The organism is Streptomyces sp. NPDC060035 (assembly GCF_042736635.1).
In the GTDB taxonomy this organism is placed as follows: Bacteria; Actinomycetota; Actinomycetes; order Streptomycetales; family Streptomycetaceae; genus Streptomyces.
This window is the reverse complement of sequence record NZ_JBHWVO010000002.1, coordinates 310,198-328,000: the sequence shown is the minus strand read 5'-3', so window position 1 is coordinate 328,000 and position 17,803 is coordinate 310,198. Positions and strand designations below refer to the sequence as shown.

General features: G+C 68.2%; 20 protein-coding genes. 18 read left to right on the top strand and 2 right to left on the bottom strand.

The window, feature by feature from the left end; genetic code table 11:
- Nucleotides 1-87: 87 nt before the first annotated feature.
- Together ACFWBQ_RS04125 and ACFWBQ_RS04120 are read left to right on the top strand one after the other, a co-directional pair.
- Nucleotides 88-996 carry a tRNA (adenine-N1)-methyltransferase gene (locus tag ACFWBQ_RS04125; protein WP_329212777.1) on the top strand — a complete coding sequence of 303 codons (909 nt, stop codon included), beginning with the start codon at nucleotides 88-90 and terminating at the stop codon, nucleotides 994-996.
- A gap of 226 nt (nucleotides 997-1,222) precedes the next feature.
- Nucleotides 1,223-1,816: a hypothetical protein gene (locus ACFWBQ_RS04120; protein WP_385483647.1), complete on the top strand. Its 594-nt coding sequence runs from the start codon at nucleotides 1,223-1,225 to the stop codon at nucleotides 1,814-1,816.
- A gap of 4 nt (nucleotides 1,817-1,820) precedes the next feature.
- Here the strand turns inward: ACFWBQ_RS04120 and ACFWBQ_RS04115 are convergent, their stop codons facing one another.
- A complete protein-coding gene (locus ACFWBQ_RS04115; protein ID WP_385483645.1) occupies nucleotides 1,821-2,132 on the bottom strand; it encodes a ferredoxin in 312 nt (103 codons plus the stop codon).
- A gap of 241 nt (nucleotides 2,133-2,373) precedes the next feature.
- Here ACFWBQ_RS04115 and arc point away from each other — a divergent pair, with 241 nt between their 5' ends.
- From arc to prcA, 6 genes are all read left to right on the top strand, one after another.
- The gene (gene arc, locus ACFWBQ_RS04110) at nucleotides 2,374-4,140 is read left to right on the top strand and encodes a proteasome ATPase (protein WP_385483643.1); all 1,767 of its coding nucleotides are present in this window, start codon (nucleotides 2,374-2,376) and stop codon (nucleotides 4,138-4,140) included.
- 236 nt (nucleotides 4,141-4,376) lie between these two features.
- Nucleotides 4,377-5,888 (top strand): depupylase/deamidase Dop, encoded by a 1,512-nt coding sequence (gene dop, locus ACFWBQ_RS04105; RefSeq protein ID WP_385483640.1) that lies wholly within the window; start codon nucleotides 4,377-4,379, stop codon nucleotides 5,886-5,888.
- A 120-nt stretch (nucleotides 5,889-6,008) separates the two neighbouring features.
- Nucleotides 6,009-6,227 carry a ubiquitin-like protein Pup gene (locus ACFWBQ_RS04100; RefSeq protein WP_385483638.1) on the top strand — a complete coding sequence of 73 codons (219 nt, stop codon included), beginning with the start codon at nucleotides 6,009-6,011 and terminating at the stop codon, nucleotides 6,225-6,227.
- Between the two features lie 219 nt (nucleotides 6,228-6,446).
- Entirely contained in the window at nucleotides 6,447-6,704 is a 258-nt protein-coding gene (locus tag ACFWBQ_RS04095; RefSeq protein WP_385483636.1) for an endonuclease VII domain-containing protein, read from the top strand.
- The gene (gene prcB / locus ACFWBQ_RS04090; RefSeq protein ID WP_385483635.1) at nucleotides 6,656-7,501 is read left to right on the top strand and encodes a proteasome subunit beta; all 846 of its coding nucleotides are present in this window, start codon (nucleotides 6,656-6,658) and stop codon (nucleotides 7,499-7,501) included. The genes ACFWBQ_RS04095 and prcB overlap by 49 nt, the downstream gene beginning before the upstream one ends.
- Nucleotides 7,502-7,558: 57 nt before the next feature.
- Entirely contained in the window at nucleotides 7,559-8,350 is a 792-nt protein-coding gene (gene prcA / locus ACFWBQ_RS04085) for a proteasome subunit alpha (RefSeq protein WP_385483633.1), read from the top strand.
- Between the two features lie 63 nt (nucleotides 8,351-8,413).
- Here prcA and ACFWBQ_RS04080 read toward each other — a convergent pair whose 3' ends face one another.
- Nucleotides 8,414-9,454 carry a LacI family DNA-binding transcriptional regulator gene (locus ACFWBQ_RS04080; protein ID WP_385483631.1) on the bottom strand — a complete coding sequence of 347 codons (1,041 nt, stop codon included), beginning with the start codon at nucleotides 9,452-9,454 and terminating at the stop codon, nucleotides 8,414-8,416.
- Nucleotides 9,455-9,586: 132 nt separating this feature from the next.
- Between ACFWBQ_RS04080 and ACFWBQ_RS04075 the strand changes: the two genes are divergently transcribed.
- The 10 genes from ACFWBQ_RS04075 to tatC all read left to right on the top strand — a co-directional run bounded on the left by ACFWBQ_RS04075 (nucleotide 9,587) and on the right by tatC (nucleotide 17,803).
- Nucleotides 9,587-10,846: an MFS transporter gene (locus ACFWBQ_RS04075; RefSeq protein ID WP_385483994.1), complete on the top strand. Its 1,260-nt coding sequence runs from the start codon at nucleotides 9,587-9,589 to the stop codon at nucleotides 10,844-10,846.
- A gap of 9 nt (nucleotides 10,847-10,855) precedes the next feature.
- The gene (gene pafA, locus ACFWBQ_RS04070) at nucleotides 10,856-12,217 is read left to right on the top strand and encodes a Pup--protein ligase (RefSeq protein WP_356415872.1); all 1,362 of its coding nucleotides are present in this window, start codon (nucleotides 10,856-10,858) and stop codon (nucleotides 12,215-12,217) included.
- A 121-nt stretch (nucleotides 12,218-12,338) separates the two neighbouring features.
- Nucleotides 12,339-13,271 carry an FKBP-type peptidyl-prolyl cis-trans isomerase gene (locus ACFWBQ_RS04065; protein ID WP_385483629.1) on the top strand — a complete coding sequence of 311 codons (933 nt, stop codon included), beginning with the start codon at nucleotides 12,339-12,341 and terminating at the stop codon, nucleotides 13,269-13,271.
- A 43-nt stretch (nucleotides 13,272-13,314) separates the two neighbouring features.
- The gene (locus ACFWBQ_RS04060) at nucleotides 13,315-13,689 is read left to right on the top strand and encodes an FKBP-type peptidyl-prolyl cis-trans isomerase (RefSeq protein WP_329212789.1); all 375 of its coding nucleotides are present in this window, start codon (nucleotides 13,315-13,317) and stop codon (nucleotides 13,687-13,689) included.
- A gap of 113 nt (nucleotides 13,690-13,802) precedes the next feature.
- Nucleotides 13,803-14,756: a helix-turn-helix transcriptional regulator gene (locus tag ACFWBQ_RS04055; protein WP_385483627.1), complete on the top strand. Its 954-nt coding sequence runs from the start codon at nucleotides 13,803-13,805 to the stop codon at nucleotides 14,754-14,756.
- A gap of 14 nt (nucleotides 14,757-14,770) precedes the next feature.
- Nucleotides 14,771-15,727: a helix-turn-helix transcriptional regulator gene (locus ACFWBQ_RS04050; RefSeq protein ID WP_385483625.1), complete on the top strand. Its 957-nt coding sequence runs from the start codon at nucleotides 14,771-14,773 to the stop codon at nucleotides 15,725-15,727.
- 37 nt (nucleotides 15,728-15,764) lie between these two features.
- Entirely contained in the window at nucleotides 15,765-16,040 is a 276-nt protein-coding gene (locus ACFWBQ_RS04045) for a hypothetical protein (protein ID WP_385483623.1), read from the top strand.
- Nucleotides 16,041-16,077: 37 nt separating this feature from the next.
- Entirely contained in the window at nucleotides 16,078-16,275 is a 198-nt protein-coding gene (locus tag ACFWBQ_RS04040; RefSeq protein ID WP_385483622.1) for a hypothetical protein, read from the top strand.
- 216 nt (nucleotides 16,276-16,491) lie between these two features.
- The gene (gene tatA / locus ACFWBQ_RS04035; protein WP_385483620.1) at nucleotides 16,492-16,788 is read left to right on the top strand and encodes a Sec-independent protein translocase subunit TatA; all 297 of its coding nucleotides are present in this window, start codon (nucleotides 16,492-16,494) and stop codon (nucleotides 16,786-16,788) included.
- Between the two features lie 49 nt (nucleotides 16,789-16,837).
- Nucleotides 16,838-17,803: a twin-arginine translocase subunit TatC gene (tatC, locus tag ACFWBQ_RS04030; RefSeq protein WP_385483618.1), complete on the top strand. Its 966-nt coding sequence runs from the start codon at nucleotides 16,838-16,840 to the stop codon at nucleotides 17,801-17,803.

The following is a 17,803-nucleotide window of genomic DNA, read 5'->3' as shown; positions in this document are numbered from 1 at the left end:
GCGTCCGCCACCGGGCCCGCAGGCGGTCGAAGGCCCCCGAAAAGGGCCCCGAAATGGAGACCCCCGAAATACCGGTAGGCTGGCCGCATGTCCGAACCGACCGGTGCCGCCCGCCGTCGCGGCCCATTCAAAGTCGGGGACCAGGTCCAGCTCACCGACCCCAAGGGACGCCACTACACCTTCACGCTCGAGGCCGGAAAGAACTTTCACACCCACAAGGGTTCTTTCCCGCACGACGAGCTGATCGGTGCTCCCGAGGGCAGTGTTGTCCGTACCACGGGAAACGTCGCCTACCTCGCGCTGCGCCCCCTGCTCCCCGACTACGTCCTGTCCATGCCCCGCGGCGCCGCCGTGGTCTATCCCAAGGACGCGGGGCAGATCCTGGCCTTCGGCGACATCTTCCCCGGCGCCCGCGTCGTGGAAGCCGGTGTCGGCTCCGGAGCGCTCAGCACCTTCCTTCTGCGCGCCATCGGTGAGCAGGGCATGCTGCACTCCTACGAGCGCCGCGAGGACTTCGCCGAGATCGCCCAGCAGAACGTGGAGCGCTACTTCGGCTCCCCGCACCCCGCCTGGCAGCTCACCGTCGGCGACCTCCAGGACAACCTCTCGGACACCGATGTCGACCGCGTCGTCCTGGACATGCTCGCCCCGTGGGAGTGCCTCGAGGCCGTCTCCAAGGCACTCGTGCCCGGGGGCATCCTCTGCGCGTACGTCGCCACCACCACGCAGCTCTCGAGGACCGTCGAATCCATCCGGGAGATCGGCTGCTTCGCCGAACCGCAGCCCTGGGAGTCGATGATCCGCAACTGGCACGTCGAAGGCCTGGCCGTCCGACCCGACCACAGGATGATCGGCCACACCGGCTTCCTGGTCACCGCCCGCCGTCTCGCGGACGGCGTCGAGGCGCCGCTGCGCCGACGCCGCCCGTCCAAGGGCGCCTACGGCGAGGACTACAGCGGTCCCGGCAGCCGGAGCGGCTCCGCCACCCGCGACTGACCACGGCGCGACTGACCCGCACAACGCACAGGCGCCGCCGCCGAGTTCCCCGGACCGACCCCGGGGAGCCGGCAGGCGGCGCCTTTTCGTCGTCCGCGGCCACCGGGCGGCGACCCCGCCGTTCCCCTGTGGTGTGACGTGTGGCACGATGCTGGCCACCCCCACCCGCCGATTTCCCGTCGGCCGCCGCCTATCCAGGCCTCCAGAACCACAGGAGACAAACCGCGTGCAGTCCTCCGCGCTCCCGGATCTCGCGCACACCGACGCCCAGCCGGTGCACTGGCTCGCCACGGCCGCGGCGATGGCCGCCGTCGTCGCCGTCGCGGGCCTGCTCCAGCCGGACGCGGCCACCGCGACCGCGACCGCCACCGCGTCCGAGCACCGCACCAACGCTCAGCCCGGCGCCGCGCCCGCCGCCCGAGCACCCGACCCGGCCGAGGCCACCTTCCCGCTGGACTGCGGTACGGCCGGGTACACCGTGGCCGAACAGGCCGACGGAGACCTCGACGGCGACAACAGGCCCGAGACCGTCGCCGTCGTGCACTGTGCCGCAGGTTCGGGCACACCGCCCAGCGGGGTCTACGTCCTGACACAGGTGAGCGGGGCCGCACCACGGGTTGTGGCAACCCTGGTGGACCCCGCTCAGAAACTCACGGTCACGGACTTCGCGGTCCGTGACGGCCTGGTCTCGGCGACTCTGCTCGGCTACTCCTCCGCCGATGTGCCGCGCTGCTGCCCCGACGAGCAGGAGAGCACCACCTGGCAGTGGAAGGGCAACGCGTTCATCAAGTCCGCCGGGGACGCCGCGCTGAGCGCCTGAGCCGTTACTCCGCGTCCGGGCCGAAGACTTCCACATTGTCCGAAACGCGACGTACGTGAATGCAGTCGCCCGGGCATTCCTTGGCCGAATCCACTACGTCCTGGAGCAGCGGCAGCGGCACCGGGGTGGTGGCGCCCTTGTCCTGGAGCAGCTCGTCCTCGGTGCTCTTGACGTAGGCCAGACCGTCGATGTCCAGCTCGAACACCTCGGGTGCGTACTGCACGCAGATGCCGTCGCCCGTACAGAGATCCTGGTCGATCCAGACCTCCAGGTCCTGGGTGTCACTGTTGCCCGGAGCGTCCTGCTGCACGGTCATGTGTCCTGCCGTTCCCTGCGTATCTGCACCAATTGAAGCCAGCCCTGACGGGTGTTGAACAGTTCGACGATACAACCGGCGGCTTCCGGGTGCCGAAGGGTGGGTATTCCCTTGGCGTGAGGGAGAGCGCAAGGGTGAAGATCGGACACACCATCGGGTCTTTGTGATCTAGGGGTTTCAATCATCACCCACCCAGGTAGGGTCAGGAAGCGTCCAGCTCCCCTTGGAGGAGGTGAGGACCGTGGCAGCCCACGACGACGACATCAACCGCGGCATCCGGCCCGGGCGGGGGTCAGAAGACCCAGCCGGCCAGGTTGCCTATCTCGAGCAGGAAATCGCCGTCCTGCGACGTAAGCTCGCCGACTCGCCGCGTCATACGAGGATTCTCGAAGAGCGGATCGTCGAGTTGCAGACCAACCTGGCAGGCGTGTCCGCACAGAACGAGCGGCTCGCCAACACGCTCCGCGAGGCCCGCGACCAGATCGTGGCCCTCAAGGAGGAGGTCGACCGGCTTGCCCAGCCACCGGCCGGCTTCGGTGTCTTCCTGCAGGTCAACGAGGACGGCACCTGCGACATCTTTACCGGGGGCCGCAAGCTCCGGGTGAACGTGAGCCCCAGTGTCGAGCTCGACGGCCTCCGGCGAGGCCAGGAAGTCATGCTCAACGAGGCGCTCAACGTGGTCGAGGCCATGGAATTCGAGCGGGCCGGGGACATCGTCACCCTCAAGGAGATCCTTGAGGACGGCGAACGTGCCCTGGTCGTCGGGCACACCGACGAGGAACGGGTGGTGAGGCTCGCCGAGCCTCTGCTGGACATCACCATCCGCCCCGGCGACGCCCTCCTGCTCGAACCCAGGTCCGGCTACGTCTACGAAGTGGTCCCCAAGAGCGAGGTCGAGGAGCTCGTCCTCGAAGAGGTCCCGGACATCGACTACGAGAAGATCGGCGGCCTGGGCGACCAGATCGAGCTGATCCGCGACGCAGTCGAGCTCCCCTACCTCCACCCGGACCTCTTCAAGGAACACGAACTGCGCCCGCCGAAGGGCATCCTGCTCTACGGTCCCCCCGGCTGCGGCAAGACACTCATTGCCAAGGCCGTAGCCAACTCGCTGGCCAAGAAGGTCGCCGAGGTCACCGGACAGCCCACGGGGAAGAGTTACTTCCTCAATATCAAGGGCCCCGAGCTCCTCAACAAGTACGTCGGTGAGACCGAGCGGCACATCCGTCTGGTCTTCCAGCGTGCCCGGGAGAAGGCGAGCGAGGGCACCCCCGTCATCGTCTTCTTCGACGAGATGGAATCCCTCTTCCGCACCCGTGGTTCCGGTGTCAGCTCGGACGTGGAGAACACCATCGTCCCCCAGCTGCTCGCCGAGATCGACGGTGTGGAGGGCCTGGAGAACGTCATCGTCATCGGTGCCTCCAACCGCGAGGACATGATCGACCCCGCCATCCTGCGGCCCGGCCGTCTCGATGTGAAGATCAAGATCGAGCGCCCGGACGCCGAGGCCGCGAAGGACATCTTCGCGAAGTACCTCACTCCCTCGCTGCCGCTGCACGCGGACGACCTCGCCGAGCACACCGGCTCGAAGGAGGCCGCCGCCCACGCCATGATCCAGTCGGTCGTGGAGCGGATGTACACGGAGTCCGAGGAGAACCGCTTCCTCGAGGTCACCTACGCCAACGGCGACAAGGAAGTCCTGTACTTCAAGGACTTCAACTCCGGAGCGATGATTCAGAACATCGTGGACCGGGCAAAGAAAATGGCCATCAAGGCATTCCTCGAGCAGCGCCAAAAGGGCCTGCGTGTCTCCCACCTCCTCCAGGCATGCGTGGACGAGTTCAAGGAGAACGAGGACCTGCCCAACACCACGAACCCGGACGACTGGGCCAGGATTTCCGGAAAGAAGGGCGAGCGGATCGTCTTCATCCGCACACTCGTCACCGGAAAGCAGGGCGCGGACACCGGTCGCTCCATCGACACGGTGGCAAATACCGGACAGTACCTGTAAAACGCAGACCGGCTGCGGATGCCCGGCAGGGCATCCGCAGCCGGCCGTTTTCCCGGCAGCTCCGGCCATACCCGAACAATGACGTAATTGATCTCCCCACCGGAGCAGAGGCGCTCTAGGCTCTGCTGTACCGCCGAGTCGCGCAGTGCGGGGACGGGCACCGCACGCGTACCGGACCAGCAGCGGTACTTGAGCGGCGCTCCCGGAGGGGAGCACCGCCGGGCAAGGAGGGCCGCATGACCGTACGGCGAGTAATGGGCATCGAGACGGAGTACGGGATCTCCGTCCCCGGTCACCCCAACGCCAATGCCATGCTCACCTCGTCCCAGATCGTCAACGCCTACGCGGCGGCGATGCACCGGGCGCGCCGCGCCCGCTGGGACTTCGAGGAGGAGAATCCGCTGCGCGACGCGCGAGGCTTCGACCTCGCCCGCGAGACCGCCGACTCCAGCCAGCTCACCGACGAGGACATCGGCCTCGCCAATGTCATCCTCACCAATGGTGCCCGGCTGTACGTCGACCACGCGCACCCCGAATACAGCTCACCGGAGATCACCAATCCGCTCGACGCGGTGCTCTGGGACAAGGCCGGTGAGCGCGTCATGGCCGAAGCCGCCGAGCGGGCCGCCGCCATCCCCGGTGCCCAGCCGATCCTCCTCTACAAGAACAACACCGACAACAAGGGCGCGTCCTACGGCACGCACGAGAACTACCTGATGAAGCGGGAAACCCCCTTCTCCGACATCGTGCGCCATCTGACCCCGTTCTTCGTCTCCCGCCAGGTCGTCACCGGGGCGGGCCGGGTCGGCATCGGCCAGGACGGCCACGAGCACGGGTTCCAGATCAGCCAGCGCGCCGACTACTTCGAGGTCGAGGTCGGCCTCGAGACCACGCTCAAGCGCCCCATCATCAACACCCGGGACGAACCGCACTCCGACGCCGAGAAGTACCGCAGGCTGCACGTGATCATCGGCGACGCCAACCTTTCCGAGATCTCGACCTATCTGAAGCTCGGCACCACGGCACTGGTGCTTTCCATGATCGAGGACGGCTTCATCAATGTCGACCTGGCCGTCGACCAGCCGGTGCGCACCCTGCACCAGGTCTCGCACGACCCGACCCTGCAGCAGCTCATCACGCTCCGTAGCGGCCGGACACTCACCGCGGTACAACTTCAGATGGAGTACTTCGAACTGGGCCGCAAGTATGTCGAGGAGCGCTACGGGGCGGACGCCGACGAGCAGACCAAGGACATCCTGGTCCGCTGGGAGGACACCCTGAACCGCCTGGAGACCGATCCGATGAGCCTGGCGGGCGAGCTGGACTGGATCGCCAAGCGGGAGCTCATGGAGGCCTACCGGCGGCGCGACAGCCTGGACTGGGACGCTCCCCGCCTGCACCTGGTGGACCTGCAGTACGCCGACGTACGGGCCGACAAGGGCCTGTACAACCGCCTGGCAGCCCGCGGGAAGATGAAGCGCCTGCTCGACGAGAACGACGTCGAGCGGGCCCGTACGAAGCCGCCCGAGGACACCAGGGCCTATTTCCGGGGCCGCTGCCTGGAGCAGTACGCGGACGACGTGGCCGCAGCCTCCTGGGACTCGGTCATCTTCGATCTGCCCGACCGTGACTCACTGCAACGGGTGCCCACGATGGAGCCGCTGCGCGGTACACGTGACCACGTGAAGGAGCTCCTGGACCGCTGTCGCACGGCGGAAGAGCTGGTCCGGACGCTGTCGGGCGGCTGAAAGGCCCGTCGGCTGGGAATCAATCAGATGACCTGTGGACGTTGAGACAAGTACCGGGCCAATGTCGGACCCCGTAGGTAGGGTCTGATCAAGTGCTTCGAACCGAGCGGGGTGAGCTACATGGCGACCAAGGACACCGGCGGCGGACAGCAGAAGGCGACACGTTCCACCGAGGAGGCCGAGGAGCAGGCGCAGGAAGCGCAGGCATCCGAGGACCTCAAGGAGCGGCAGGAGAAGCTGAGCGACGACGTCGACGACGTCCTCGACGAGATCGACGACGTGCTCGAGGCCAATGCCGAGGATTTCGTGCGAAGTTTCGTACAAAAAGGCGGGCAGTAGGGGTAGATGTCCGAATGAGCGAGGAGAAGTGGTGCTCCGGCTGCAAGAGGGAATTGCCACTCCCCGCCTTCGCATCGGACAGGCACCGGCGCGACGGACTTCAGCCGCGGTGTCGGGAGTGCGTGGCCGCCTACGGTGCCGCGCACTACCGGCGCCGCCGGGAGCAAAGCGTGCAAGGCAATTCAGGGACGAGCAGGTCACCTGAAGCGTCAGTACGGCATGACCGAGGCTCAGCGCGACGACATGATCTCGTCGCAGGCGGGCGTCTGCGCGATCTGTCTATCTGCTCCCGCCGTACATGTGGATCACTGCCACGAGACGGGTAGGGTCCGAGGCGTACTGTGCTTCAACTGCAATTCGGCCATCGGCAAGTTGGGGGATGATCCTGACTCCTTGCGCAGGGCCATCGCATACCTGGAGGGAAACGCGTGGAAGCCAACACTCGTAGCACCGGGCGTCTACCAGCTGCCTTCCTGACGCCGGGTTCGTCCTCGTTCATGGACTTCCTGTCCGACCAGTCGCCCTCGATGCTTCCGGGCAACCGCACCCTGCCGCCGCTGAAGGGAGCCATCGAGGCACCGCACGGCACGACGATCGTCGCGGCCTCGTTCCCGGGTGGCGTGGTGCTCGCCGGTGACCGGCGGGCGACCATGGGGAACATGATCGCGCAGCGCGACATCGAGAAGGTGTTCCCGGCCGACGAGTACTCGGCGGTGGGGATCGCCGGCACGGCCGGTCTCGCCGTGGAGATGGTCAAGCTGTTCCAGCTGGAGCTGGAGCACTTCGAGAAGGTCGAGGGCGCCACACTCTCCCTGGAGGGCAAGGCGAACCGGCTGTCCACGATGATCCGCAGCAATCTGGCGATGGCCATGCAGGGCCTGGCGGTCGTCCCGCTGTTCGCCGGCTTCGACGTCGACCGTGAGAAGGGCCGGATCTTCTCCTACGACGTCACCGGCGGGCGTTCCGAGGAACACGGCTACGCCTCCACCGGCTCCGGCTCGATCTTCGCCCGCGGCTCGATGAAGAAGCTGTACCGCGAGGACCTGACGGAGGAGCAGACGCTCACCCTGGTCGTGCAGGCGCTGTACGACGCGGCAGACGACGACTCGGCGACCGGTGGCCCCGACGTGGCCCGCCGGATCTACCCGATCGTCACCGTCATCACCGACGAGGGCTTCCGGAAGCTGAACGACACGGAATCCTCCGAGATCGCGCGCTCGATCCTGGAGCGCCGGCTCGAGCAGCCCGACGGCCCGCGTGCCGCGCTGCTCTGAGCGGTCCCCGATGCTTCTGAGATGCACTCGTCACTGACAGAAAGGGACGGATAGCCGGTGTCGACGCCGTTCTATGTCTCACCCCAGCAGGCCATGGCCGACCGGGCGGAATACGCCCGGAAGGGCATCGCCCGTGGTCGCAGCCTGGTTGTGCTGCAGTACGCCGACGGCATTGTGTTCGTCGGCGAGAACCCGTCCCGTGCGCTGCACAAGTTCAGCGAGATCTACGACCGGATCGGCTTCGCCGCCGCCGGCAAGTACAACGAGTACGAGAATCTCCGCATCGGCGGTGTGCGCTATGCGGATCTGCGCGGATACACCTACGACCGCGACGATGTGACGGCCCGTGGGCTGGCCAACGTCTACGCGCAGACTCTGGGCACCATCTTCTCCAGCGCCGCCGAGAAGCCGTACGAGGTGGAGCTGGTCGTCGCCGAGGTCGGTGCCGGGCCCGAGGGCGACCAGATCTATCGGCTTCCGCACGACGGTTCGATCGTGGACGAGCACGGCTCGGTCGCGGTCGGCGGCAACGCGGAGCAGATCAGCACCTTCCTCGATCAGCGCCATCGCGACGGGATGTCGCTCGCGGAGGCGCTCAAGCTGGCCGTGCAGGCGCTGTCCCGCGAGGCCAACGGCAATGAGCGGGAGATTCCCGCCGAGCGGCTCGAGGTCGCGGTCCTGGACCGTACGAGGCCGCAGCAGCGCAAGTTCAAGCGGATCGTGGGACGGCAGCTGACGCGGCTGCTGGACGCGGACGGTGCGGGAGCGACACCGACGGACGCTCCGTCCGACACCGAGGAAGCCGACGACGCACCCGGCGAGAGCACGGGCGGGTCCACGCAGGAGTAGTCCCCTTCGGAACGTGTCCGTGGCCGGTGCCCCCGGCAGCCGTATCGGCTGCCGGGGGCACCGTCACGTCCCCACGCCGCCTGTGTGAGGCGCTGCCGTGGAGCCGCGGACCACGAGGTGCACGGGGAGGCTGCCCCGCTCCACGGGGCGGCCGTCCAGGACGGTGAGCAGGGCCGTCATACCGCGCTCGCCCACCTGTTCGGCCGGGAGCTGCACCGTGGTGAGCTCCGGTTCGACCGCTGTGGCGAGGGCGAGGTCGTCGAAGCCGGTCACGGAGATGTCGTCGGGTACCCGCAGCCCACTTCTGCGTACCGCCTTACAGGCACCGGCGGCCAGGATGTCGTCGTCGCAGACGATCGCCGTCGGCAGCGGCCCGGGGGCGGCCAGGACCGCTTCGGTGGCCTCGCGCCCGGCCCGTACGTCGAGCGGGGCCGTCACGCGACGGACAGCGGCACCGGGGACGCCCCGCACGGCGTCCGCCAGTGCCCGGGCGCGCACCGCGAAGGTCCAGGTGTCCACGGCGGAGGCGAGGTGGACGAAGCGGCGGTGGCCGAGAGCCAGCAGGTGCTCCGCCACCTGGCGCATGCCGTCCGCGATGTCGAGGTTCACCTGTGCCGCCGCGCCGTGCTCGTCGGGGTCGCTGTCCAGCATCACCAGGGGCAGATCCGCGCCGCGCAGGGCCCCCAGGGCGTCGGCGGCCATGGAAGAGGCGATGACACCGTCGAGTGCCGCGCGGGCCGATGCGAACGGGTCCTTGGCAGGGCCGGTGCCGTCGGGCGAGGGGTAGAGCACGACGCCGAAGTCGTGCTCGGCCGCGACGGCGGCGGCGCCCGTGTAGACGCGGGCGAAGAACTCGTTGGTCAGCGCGGGCACGACCAGGAGCGCGGTGCGGGTGCGGCCGAGGCGGAGATTACGAGCGGCGAGGTTCGGCCGGTAGCCGAGGTCCCGGGCGCTGTCGCGTACGCGCCCGGCAGTCGCCTCGGACACCCTGCCCTGCCATTTGCCGCCGAGCACGAGCGAGACGGTGGCCTGGGAGACACCGGCGGCCCGTGCCACGTCGCGGCTGGTGGGCCGGGGTGGGGCGGGCCGCTGCGCGCTGCTCACTCGTGCCTCCGTGCTGGACCGGCCAGATGCCGTGGGATGGACTCGTGGACTGCGCACATGGTACGTATGAACCTCGACGTTATACGTAAAACTTCGGTGGAGCGCGAAGCCCACCGGGTGAGAGAGGCGGACATGGCCGCGGGATATCTGGACATCCTCCGGGCGCGGCATGCCGCCCGGCTGCTGGCAGGAACCCTGGTGGGGCGGCTGCCGAACGGCACCGCCCCTGTCGCGATCGTCCTGTTCACCCGGGCCGAGGGCGGCAGCTACACCCTGGCCGGCGGGCTCGCCGCCGCGTACGGCCTGGCCACGGCCGTGGGGCAGCCCCTGCTGGGCAGAGCCGTGGACCTCTACGGCCAGCCGCGCGTCCAGCTCCCCGCCGCCGTGCTCTCCGCACTCGGCATGGCCGCGCTGGCCCTGGTGGGCCTCGGCTCGCTCCCCCTGGCCTGTGCGGCGGTGATCGTGGCCGGAGTCTTCACACCGCCGCTGGAGGGCGGCCTGCGGGCCCTGTGGCCGACGGTGCTGGGCCGTGAGGACCGGGTTCACCGGGCGTACGCCATGGACGCGGTGGCCCAGGAAGTGATGTTCACCCTGGGGCCGCTCCTCGTCACGGTCCTGGTGTCGCTCCGGTCGCCGGCCGCCGCGCTGCTGGTCATCAACGCCATAGGTGTCCTCGGCGCGTTGTCCGTGGTGCTGTCCGAGCCGTCCCGTACCTGGCGCTCCGCTCCCCGCGAGGCGCACTGGCTGGGGGCGCTGCGCTCGCGTGGGCTGCTGGCCCTGCTGGGGTCGTTCTTCTTCGTCGGGCTCGCGCTCGGCTCGATCACGGTGGCGGGTGTCGCGTACGCCGACGACCACGGCCGGGAGTCCGTGTACGGCTGGCTGATGGCCGCGCTCGGACTGGGCGCGCTGATCGGCGGCGTGGCGTACGGGGCGCGCCGGTGGGCCGGGGAGCCCGAGCGGCGACTGCGGGGCATCGTCGCGCTGCTGGCCCTGTGCTACCTGCCGCTGATGCTGACCCCCGGGGTGCCCGCCATGACGGCGCTCGCCGCGCTGGCGGGAGTGTTCCTCGCGCCGGCCATCGCCTGCTCGTTCATCGTCGTCGACCGGCACGCCCCGCAGGGCACGGTGACCGAGGCGTTCTCCTGGCTCGTGACGACGTTCGGTGTGGGTGCCGCGGCCGGAACGGCCGTGGCGGGCCCGGCGGTCGAGTTCGGCGGAACGGCGCAGGGTTTCGCCGTCGCGGGGGCCGGGGGAGTGGCGGCGCTGCTGGTTCTGCTGGCCACCGGAAGGGTCCTCGCAGTTCCCGGGCGTACGCCCGCTGTTGTGGCGAGATCGGAAAATGATCGAAACGGTGCTGCCCAACCCGGTTTCAGCTCAGGCCGTAAGGCGTAATGTTCAGTCATGGACCGCCGCATTTTCGGGCTGGAGAACGAGTACGGCGTCACGTGCACGTTCAGGGGACAGCGCCGACTGTCACCTGACGAAGTGGCGCGCTACCTCTTCCGCCGTGTTGTGTCATGGGGCCGCAGCAGCAATGTCTTTCTGCGGAACGGCGCCCGCCTGTACCTCGACGTGGGATCGCATCCGGAATACGCGACACCCGAATGCGACAACCTGACCGAACTGGTCACGCACGACAAGGCAGGCGAACGCATTCTCGAAGGCCTGCTCGTCGACGCCGAACGCCGCCTGCACGAGGAGGGAATCGCGGGCGACGTCTATCTCTTCAAGAACAACACCGACTCGGCGGGAAACTCCTACGGGTGCCACGAGAACTACCTCGTGGCCCGGCACGGAGAATTCTCCCGGCTCGCGGACATCCTCATTCCGTTTCTCGTCACCCGGCAACTGATCTGTGGTGCCGGCAAGGTGCTGCAGACCCCGCGTGGCGCGGTCTACTGCGTCAGCCAGCGTGCCGAGCACATCTGGGAGGGCGTCAGTTCCGCCACGACGCGTTCCCGGCCGATCATCAACACCAGGGACGAACCGCACGCCGACGCGGAGCGGTACCGCCGCCTCCACGTCATCGTCGGTGACTCCAACATGTCCGAGACGACCATGCTGCTCAAGGTCGGCGCGACCGACCTGGTGCTCCGCATGATCGAGGCGGGCACGGTGATGCGCGATCTGACCCTGGAGAACCCGATCCGGGCCATCCGCGAGGTCAGCCACGACATCACCGGGCAGCGCAAGGTGCGCCTGGCCAGCGGCCGAGAGGCATCGGCCATCGAGGTCCAGCGCGAGTACTACGAGAAGGCCGTCGACTTCGTCGAACGCCGTGGCATCCGCACCGGCACCGTCGACCAGGTCCTCGAGCTGTGGGGCCGCACCCTGGACGCCATCGAGGCCGAGGACCTCGACCGGATCGGCACCGAGATCGACTGGGTCATGAAGTACAAGCTCATCGAGCGGTACCGGGCCAAGCACAACATGACCATGTCGAACCCGAGAGTCGCGCAGATAGACCTCGCCTACCACGACATCCACCGGCGGCGCGGGCTCTACTACCTTCTGGAGCGCAAGGGCCAGACCGCCCGCATCTGCAACGACCTGAAGATCTTCGAGGGCAAGTCGGTGCCCCCGCAGACGACCAGGGCACGGCTGCGCGGCGACTTCATCCGCAGGGCTCAGGAGCAGCGGCGGGACTTCACCGTCGACTGGGTCCACCTCAAGCTCAACGACCAGGCACAGCGCACCGTGTTGTGCAAGGACCCGTTCCGCTCCGTCGACGAACGGGTGGAGAAACTGATCGCGGGTATGTGATCCGGACGGGATGTCTCCCGGCCCGCAAGCGACCGGGCCCCGTACGTTCCTCGTGCGGGGCCCTTCGCTCGGCCTAGAGTGTCGGGAACCATTCACGTGCCGTCTGAGATCTGAGGAACCAGTGCGCCGACTTGCCGGCCTTCTCGTCGTCCCCCTCCTGCTGCTGTCCATGGCGGCATGCGGCGACGACAAGGCCTCCGACTCCGCCTCGTCCAAAGGCAATCCCGAGATCACCGCGGGAGCGAAATTCGGCGAGAAGCCCACCCTGGCGAAGGGTGAGGGTGATCCGCCCAAGGAGCTGAAGACCGAAGTCATCAGTGAGGGTGACGGCGCGAAGCTCAAGAACGGCGACGCGATCCAGGTCAACTACCTCGGACAGGCGTGGAACTCCACCAAGCCGTTCGACAACAGCTTCGACAAGGGCCAGCCCTTCGCTCTGACGCTCGGTGCGGGCATGGTCATCCAGGGCTGGGACAAGGGCCTGGTCGGCCAGAAGGTCGGCAGCCGCGTCCAGCTGGTCATCCCGCCGGACCTCGCTTACGGCGAGCAGGGCCAGGGAGACATCAAGCCCAACTCGACCCTCGTCTTCGTCGTCGACGTGGTGACGGCCACGCAGGTTCCGAAGTCCGCCAAGGGCACAGCGGTCGCCCAGGACAACATCGACCTGCCGAAGGTCGGCACGAACACCGACGGCAAGGCACCGACGGTCACGTTCCCCAAGGGCAACCCGCCCAAGAAGCTCGTCTCCAATTACATCCTGGAGTCCGACGGGGACGTCATCAAGGAGACCGACAGCATCGTCGTGAACTACGAGGCCTTCCTGTGGAAGGGCGGCAAGAAGTTCGACAGCACCTACGACACGGGCAAGACCGCGACCTTTCCGCTGGCCCAGATCACCGTCAAGGGCCTGAAGAACGGCCTGGTCGGCAAGAAGGTCGGCAGCCGTGTGCTGCTCGTCATCCCGCCGGACCAGGCCTTCGGCGACGAGGCGCAGCAGACCATTCCTGCCAAGTCGACGCTCGTGTGGTCCGTGGACATCCTGACAAAGATGTAAGACTGTCCCGGTTGCCCAGTTCATCATTTAGAGGAGCAGTTCAGTGAGCATCGAGAAGCCCGAGATCGACTTCCCGGGTGGCGAGCCGCCGGCCGACCTGGAGATCAAGGACATCTGGGAGGGCGACGGACAGGTGGCCCAGGCGGGCCAGACCGTCTCCGTGCACTACGTGGGTGTGGCGTTCTCCACCGGCGAGGAATTCGACGCTTCGTGGAACCGCGGTACCCCGCTGCAGTTCCAGCTCGGTGCCGGTCAGGTCATCGCCGGCTGGGACCAGGGCGTGCAGGGCATGAAGGTCGGCGGCCGTCGCCAGCTGACCATCCCCGCGAACCTCGCCTACGGCGACCGCGGCGCGGGTGGCGGCGCCATCGCGCCCGGCGAGACGCTGATCTTCGTCTGTGACCTGGTCGGCGTCTGATCCGTCCGGACTCAGGAGCGAGGGCCCGTGCCGCAAGGCGCGGGCCCTCGCTTTGGTCCGGACACCCCGGAGCGGTACGGTCGACGGTCGTAGCACGTAGAGAAAGGGCGTCGATGGCGATTGCCAAGGCCGAACGGCTGATGAACCTGGCACTGTGTCTGCTGGGTACCCGGCGCCCGCTCAGCAAACGTGAGCTCCGCGGGTCCATCGAGGCCTATCTGGAAGCGGGCTCCGACGAGTCCTTCAACCGGATGTTCGAGCGCGACAAGGACGATCTGCGCGAACTCGGTCTGATCATCGAGACCGTGGAGAACCTGGACGGCGACACCGGCTACCTCGCGCGCCGCGACAGCAACCGGCTGCCCCCCATCACGCTGGACGCCGAGGAGGCCGCGGCTCTCGGGCTCGCCGCCAAGGTCTGGCAGCAGGCCCGGCTGGCCGGGGCCGCCAGCGGCGCCCTGCAGAAGCTGCGGGCGGCGGGCATGCCGGAGGCCGAGGACGCGTACGAGGTGCACAGCGCCCTCGAACCCCGTATTCCGGTCCACGAGGCCGCCTTCGAGCCGCTGATGCTCGCCTGCAGGGACCGCCGCCCGGTCACCTTCGACTACCGCAAGGCCAACGCGGCCCGCCCCGAGCAGCGCCAGGTGGAGCCCTGGACGCTCGAATGCTGGCGCGGCCACTGGTACCTGGCCGGCTGGGACCGTGACCGGGGCGCCGAGCGGGTCTTCCGGCTGTCCCGGATCGCCGGGCGGGTCCGCTCCCGCGCCGGGGCGTACACGGCCCAGGTGCCCGACGTGGTGACCGTCCGCGAGACCGTGGAGAGCTGGGCGGGTGAGACCGCGACGAGGACCGCCCGGATCAGGCTGCGCGCCGGGTCCGGCTACCCGCTGCGCTCCCGGGCGATATCCGTACGGGAACTCGGAGACGGCTGGGACGAGTTGGAGATTCCGTACGGACACGGACTGGACGCCTGGCTCGTCGAGTTCGGACCGGACGTCGTCGTGAAGGAACCCGCCGATCTGCGGGCCGATGTGATGGACCGGCTGCGCGCCGTGGCCAAGGACTGAGGGGACCCGTACTCGTGGCCACGAACGCGATCGACCAGACCCGGCGGATGCTCTCCCTGGTGACGTATCTGCGCGAGCGCCCCGGCGCCCACGTCCAGGACGTCGCCCGGGCCTTCGGGATCACCGAGGACGAGCTGATCTCCGACCTCGACGTGCTCCCCATGTGCGGGACCAGCTTCCGCGGCGGGGACCTCCTCGACATCGACACCGACGGTGACCGGATCTGGTGGCACAACCCGGACGACGTGGCGGAGCCGCTCCGGCTGGCCGCGGACGAGGCCACGGCGCTGCTCGTCGCGGCCCGTGCGGTGGCCACGCTGCCGGGGCTGCGCGAGAGCGACCGGCAGGCGCTGGTGCGCGCGACCGCCAAGCTGGAGACGGCGGCCGGAGAGGTGGGGGCCGCGAGTTCGCGGCTCTCGGTCACCTTCGAGTCCGAGGGCGGGGTCTTCGCCGAAGTCGACCGGGCGATCTCCGAGCGCCGCCGCCTCTGGCTGCGGTACTACTCTCCCGCGCGCGACGAACTCACCGAGCGCGAGGTGGACCCGATCCGCCTGTTCGCCGTCGGCCACACCTACATGGAGGGCTGGTGCCGGCTCTCCGAGGCGAGGCGTACGTTCCGGCTCGACAGGGTTGCCGAGATCCGGCTGCTCGACGCCCCGGCCGCACCGCCGGAGCTCGAGCTGCGTGATCTGTCGGAGGGCCTGGTGCAGCCGGCGGCCGAGGATCCGGAGGTCGTCGTCGAGGTGGGGCCCGGGGGCCGGTGGGTCGCCGAGTACTACCCGCACGACAGTGCGGAGGAACTGCCTGACGGAGGCATGCGGATCACGCTGCGTACCCCCGACCCTGCCTCGCTGCGCAGGCTCGCCCTGCGGCTGGGCGGAGAAGGGCGCATCACCTCACCCGAGGACCTGGCGCAGAGTGCGCGGCTGGCGGCCCGGGAGGCACTCGCCGCCTATGACGGCGCCCTCTGAGCGGCGGCTACCGGAACACGGAGGAGACAGAGGCCGTATGACTGCGATACCGAGTGGGCAGACCGGGCCGGTGCCGGTGCCGGTGCCCGCCACCGTACGGTTCAGGGCCGCCTGCCCGGACTGCGGCGAGAGGTTCGAGCTCGCGGCGGGTGCCCTGCGTCTCGCCATAGGCGCGAGCCGACGCACGACCTTCTACTCCTTCGCCTGCCCCGAGTGCGGTTCGGCGGTGCGCAAGCCCGCCGGGGAGCGCATCATCGAACTCCTCACCGGCGGCGGAGTGCGGACCCTTCGCCTCCACACCGCTCTGCGGTGACCGCCCCGCAGCAATGAGAAACATCGAGGATCCGTCCATGTTCTGGCCCATGCTCGCCATCGCTCTGGGATTCATCGGCCTGGCCGTGCTCGGAATCCTGGCCATCAAGGTCTTTATCGAGGCACAACGGCTCGGCCGACAGGTTTCGGCCACCGCGCAGCGGATCAATCGAGCGGCGGAGGATCTCGAACGAGCGGCCACCGGTCTCGCCGATACCGGTGAGGCCCTGCGATAGCAGGGGATCGGCCTTAAGGATTCACTGGTTCGGGGGGTACGCTGCTGGAGTCGGCCCAGGCAGGGAGGTGCGGGCCGCAAGCGGGAGTATGCGCGGGCATTGCCTCACGTTTACCCCTGCGGGTTACGATCGCTGCCAGCGCGAAGGTCGGACGTACGTCCGGTCGAACGGGTAGCCAGCCCACCCTCCAGTCGCCTCAGTGAGAAGGAAGCGCACATGCCGCTCGGCAATCTGAAGCCCCTCGAGATCATTCTGATCATCGCTGTCATCCTGCTGCTCTTCGGTGCCAAGAAGCTTCCTGACATGGCGCGTTCGCTCGGCAAGTCGGCCCGCATCCTCAAGAGCGAGGCCAAGGCCATGAAGAAGGACGACGCGGACACCGCGGCGCCCACCACGGAGACCGTCGCGGACACCACCCCGCAGCCGGCCCCCGCCAAGACGATCCAGGCCGCCCCGGGAGATGTCACCAGCTCCCGCCCGGTCAGCGAGGCCAAGCCCACCACCCAGAGCTGACAGCTGACACGCTCCACCGACAGCTGCCGCACGAGACGAGGGAAGTGGGTTGCTCAAGTCTGCCCGCAAGCAGGAGAAGGACGACGAGGGGCGGATGCCCCTCCTCGATCACCTGCGTGAGCTGCGCAACCGACTGCTGAAGTCGGTACTGGCCATCGTGATCGCCGTGATCGCGGCAGCGTTCTTCCAGAAGGAAATCTTCGAGTTCCTGATGAAGCCGATCCTGGACTCGGTCGGCTGCAGGAACGGCGCCGTGACCATGATCAATGGTCGGCCCTGTGCAGAGATGACCACCAACGGTCTGCTGTCGCCCTTCACCATCGCGCTGAAGGTGTCCCTGATGGCGGGCGTGCTGGTGGCCACGCCTGTCTGGCTCTACCAGCTGTGGGCGTTCGTCGCCCCGGGCCTGCACAAGCAGGAGAAGCGCTACTCGATGGCCTTCGTGGCGGCCGGGGTTCCGCTCTTCCTCGCCGGCGCCTACCTGGCGTACATGATCCTGCCGCAGACCGCGCAGATCATGCTCGGCTTCACGCCGGACAACGTGAAGAACCTGCTGCCCCTCGACGACTTCCTCGACCTGATCACGCGGATGGTGCTCGTCTTCGGGCTGGCCTTCGAGCTGCCGCTGCTGCTCGTCCTGCTCAACATGACCGGGGTCCTTTCCGGGGCCCGCATGCTGCGCTGGTGGCGTGGGATGCTCGTCGGACTCACGGCGTTCGCGGCCATCGCGACGCCGGGCGGCGAGCCCATCTCGATGCTTCTGCTGGCGGGCCCGCTCGCGGTGCTCTACTTCATCGCGGTCGGTTTCTCCCTCCTCAACGACAAGCGCAGGCGGCGCCGCAACCCCGATGCCGAGCTCGACGACGACGAGGCCTCGCAACTGGACCTCACGCCCGAGGACGTCGGCGCGGTCGAAAGTGTCTCCGCCTCGAGGGCAGCCCTGCCCGAGCAGGCCAGTGGCGATTCGGACGGTGCCCGATCTCACCGCCTCAACGGTTACGACGACATCACCTGA

What these genes read in the sequence shown, in the direction of transcription:
- pafA (WP_356415872.1), top strand. Translation starts at nt 10,856, where the DNA reads ATGGACCGCCGCATTTTCGGGCTGGAGAACGAGTACGGCGTCACGTGC.
- ACFWBQ_RS04100 (WP_385483638.1), top strand. Translation starts at nt 6,009, where the DNA reads ATGGCGACCAAGGACACCGGCGGCGGACAGCAGAAGGCGACACGTTCC.
- tatA (WP_385483620.1), top strand. Translation starts at nt 16,492, where the DNA reads ATGCCGCTCGGCAATCTGAAGCCCCTCGAGATCATTCTGATCATCGCT.
- ACFWBQ_RS04125 (WP_329212777.1), top strand. Translation starts at nt 88, where the DNA reads ATGTCCGAACCGACCGGTGCCGCCCGCCGTCGCGGCCCATTCAAAGTC.
- ACFWBQ_RS04095 (WP_385483636.1), top strand. Translation starts at nt 6,447, where the DNA reads ATGACCGAGGCTCAGCGCGACGACATGATCTCGTCGCAGGCGGGCGTC.
- ACFWBQ_RS04115 (WP_385483645.1), bottom strand. Translation starts at nt 2,132, where the DNA reads ATGACCGTGCAGCAGGACGCTCCGGGCAACAGTGACACCCAGGACCTG.
- ACFWBQ_RS04045 (WP_385483623.1), top strand. Translation starts at nt 15,765, where the DNA reads ATGACTGCGATACCGAGTGGGCAGACCGGGCCGGTGCCGGTGCCGGTG.
- ACFWBQ_RS04075 (WP_385483994.1), top strand. Translation starts at nt 9,587, where the DNA reads ATGGCCGCGGGATATCTGGACATCCTCCGGGCGCGGCATGCCGCCCGG.
- ACFWBQ_RS04055 (WP_385483627.1), top strand. Translation starts at nt 13,803, where the DNA reads ATGGCGATTGCCAAGGCCGAACGGCTGATGAACCTGGCACTGTGTCTG.
- dop (WP_385483640.1), top strand. Translation starts at nt 4,377, where the DNA reads ATGACCGTACGGCGAGTAATGGGCATCGAGACGGAGTACGGGATCTCC.
- ACFWBQ_RS04040 (WP_385483622.1), top strand. Translation starts at nt 16,078, where the DNA reads ATGTTCTGGCCCATGCTCGCCATCGCTCTGGGATTCATCGGCCTGGCC.